3 protein-coding genes are annotated in these 2,543 nt (G+C 65.2%); all 3 read left to right on the top strand.

Annotation, left to right across the window (positions count from 1 at the left end):
* Nucleotides 1-312: nicotinate-nucleotide diphosphorylase (locus AX685_RS02015; RefSeq protein ID WP_443026243.1), on the top strand; the 312-nt coding region annotated here is incomplete at its 5' end.
* Between the two features lie 72 nt (nt 313-384).
* Complete coding sequence (locus tag AX685_RS02010) at nt 385-810, top strand: hypothetical protein (protein ID WP_066484865.1); 426 nt, start codon at nt 385-387, stop codon at nt 808-810.
* Nucleotides 807-1,517, top strand: a complete 711-nt coding sequence (locus tag AX685_RS02005; RefSeq protein ID WP_066484864.1) for a ribonuclease T2 family protein — start codon at nt 807-809, stop codon at nt 1,515-1,517. The genes AX685_RS02010 and AX685_RS02005 overlap by 4 nt, the downstream gene beginning before the upstream one ends.
* Nucleotides 1,518-2,543: the final 1,026 nt, after the last annotated feature.

Below are 2,543 nucleotides of genomic sequence, written 5' to 3'. Positions count from 1 at the left end.
GTCGGCCCCGCGGCGGCGCTGGCCAAGGCGGCGGGGATCGCCGACATCATCGTCGAGGTCGACCGTATCGACCAGATCGCGCCCGCGCTGGATGCCGGGGCGACTCACCTGCTGCTCGACAACATGCCGCCGGCGATGCTGCGCGAGGCGGTGGGCATCGTCGCCGGGCAGGTCCCCACGGAGGCGTCGGGCGGCGTCACGCTGGAGACGATCCGCGCGATCGCCGAAACCGGCGTCACCTATGTCAGCGTCGGGCGGATCACCCAGTCGGCGCCGGCGGCGGACATCGGGCTGGATTTCGCCGCGGCATGATCGCCCCCGCTTGCGCCGCGCGCGATCCGGGCGCACTGGCGTTCCGTAACGTCAACGGGAAGTGAACCGCGCGTGCGTCCCCCTGCCATCCTGTATTTCGAGCGTCTATACCTCGCCTCGCTGGGGCTGTCGGTGATCGGCTGGGCGATCAGCTGGCCGGTGCTGTCGGCACGGATGGCGGTCGATCCGCGGACCGCCGGGTTCGGCTGGCTGCTGCCCGCCGGGCTGGCGCTGTCGGTCGCGATCTCGCTGGCGTTGTGGTTCTTCGTCGCGCGCCGCGCCAGTCGCATCGCCCGCACGATCGCGGTCGTGCTGACCGCGCTGTCGGTGCTGCGGCTGCTGTTGAACCTGCCCGCGATGCTGAACGGGGCGATGCCGCCGCTGGCCGCGATCCTGTCCATCGCCACGGTCGCGCTGGGCGTGATGGCGGTGATGGCCCTGTACCGTCCCGACGCGCGCAGCTGGTTCGGGGAAGATTTCGAAGGAGACGCCGCATGATCGCCCGCTCGCTCGCCGCGATGGCCCTGATGTTGCCGGGTGTGGCGGGGGCACAGACGCTGTCGTGCGCGATCCCCGGCACCATCCCGCGCCCGCATCCGGATCTGCCAACCGAAAGCCAGCCGGCGCGCCGGCTGCCGATCGGCAGCTATACGCTGGCGATCACCTGGAACCCGGAATTCTGCCGCAACCGCGGCGATGACGCGGCCAACCGTTTCCAGTGCGGCGGCACCAACCGCTTCGGCTTTACGCTGCACGGTCTGTGGCCCGACGGCATCGGAAAGGACTGGCCGCAATATTGCCGCGCGACGCCGATCCTGTCGCGACAGGTGATCCGTCGGCACCTGTGCTCCACCCCCTCCGCGCAGCTGATGCAGCACGAATGGGCCAAGCACGGGACGTGCATGGCCGGATACACACCTGACCGCTATTTCGCGCGATCGACCGCAATGTACGGCCGCCTGCGCTTCCCCGACATGGACGCGCTGTCGCGCCAGACGCTGACCGCCGGCGCGCTGGCGGAGGCGATCGCGCGCGCCAATCCCGGGATGACCCCCGACATGATGCGGATCACCGCGACGCGGCAGGGGTGGCTGGACGAGGTGTGGCTGTGCACCGACCGCCGCTTCCGCTACGCGCGCTGCCCGGCGCACCAGGGCGGGCTGTCACCGGATGCGGCGGTGAAGATCTGGCGCGGGCGGCGGTAAGGCCGGCGGGGTTCTGGACCGGTCAATCGGTGGGGCGCGCGAAGTTGCAAGGAACCGCGGTGCGCTTCGCGTGGTGAAGGCGGGGCGCAAGGCGCCTGCAATGCCGACGGCCAGACATCCCTGCTTTCCGAGTGTGGTCGTTCGTCAAGCGCAATTTTTCCCGTTGCTCCGTCGATCGTAGCAGGTTTCGGGAATGCGCAATCGGGAACATGCTTTGGGAAAGCGGAGACTGCAGGCGATCGTCGGCGCGATTGGCGCGGCGGAATTCCCGCCCTTGCTTCCCAAACGGGAAGGTTGATCCTTGCGCTGTCCGCTGGGCTGAGCGACGATAGCCAAATGCAGTTCGACAGCCATCGCCGCATCTGTTCAGGATTGAGCTTGCTGGTATCTGCCATCGCTCTTCAAGCTTGCAGTTCAACTATCTCGGACAGCCATACAGCGACAGCCGGCGGGAGTCGCATGATGTTCGTACCACAGCGTAATGGGTCTTTGAGCGCGGTTCCTATCCATACAGGTGCTGTGATAGAGCGATCGAAGGCGGATGCTCAGTATTCCTCAACTTCCAATATTCTAACGTTGTCGCGTCAGAGTGTTCAGGCTGCGTTTGAGAACGCTCGCATCGCGGTATACAACGATCAGACCGCGACCGATGCAGAGTATGAGCCCTCGCCAGTTATACGATATTCCTCGGCTCGCTGTCGCCAAGCTGCTGGAAGTCAGGAATATAACTGCCAATTTCGTGTGCAATATCGTCATTCGAGCCAGTGGCATGATGTAGAGCATCAATTCCGCGACTTAGGCGACGGACGATGGATCGTCGCTTCGTAGGCGTGTCGTTCGGATAACCTTATTCGCTCCAATTCCCTTTTCTCGATCTCTCTAGGCAGCCCTCCTACACGGCGTCGATCGTGCACCAGGTTATGCGCCGCTGGTCGAATATCTGCACCGTAGGTGGAGGAAAGTCGGCAGAGGCTGACGTGATGTCGTGGACGACCTCCGCACCAGCGTAGCTGTGCGATGATGTGG

It is taken from the genome of Sphingomonas sp. CCH9-F2, from assembly GCF_001556735.1.
GTDB classification, from domain to species: Bacteria; Pseudomonadota; Alphaproteobacteria; order Sphingomonadales; family Sphingomonadaceae; genus Sphingomonas; species Sphingomonas ginsenosidimutans.
This window is presented reverse-complemented; position numbering and strand designations above follow the sequence as displayed.

Coding starts and splice junctions, on each gene's coding strand:
- AX685_RS02005 (WP_066484864.1), top strand. CDS start 807: ATGATCGCCCGCTCGCTCGCCGCGATGGCCCTGATGTTGCCGGGTGTG.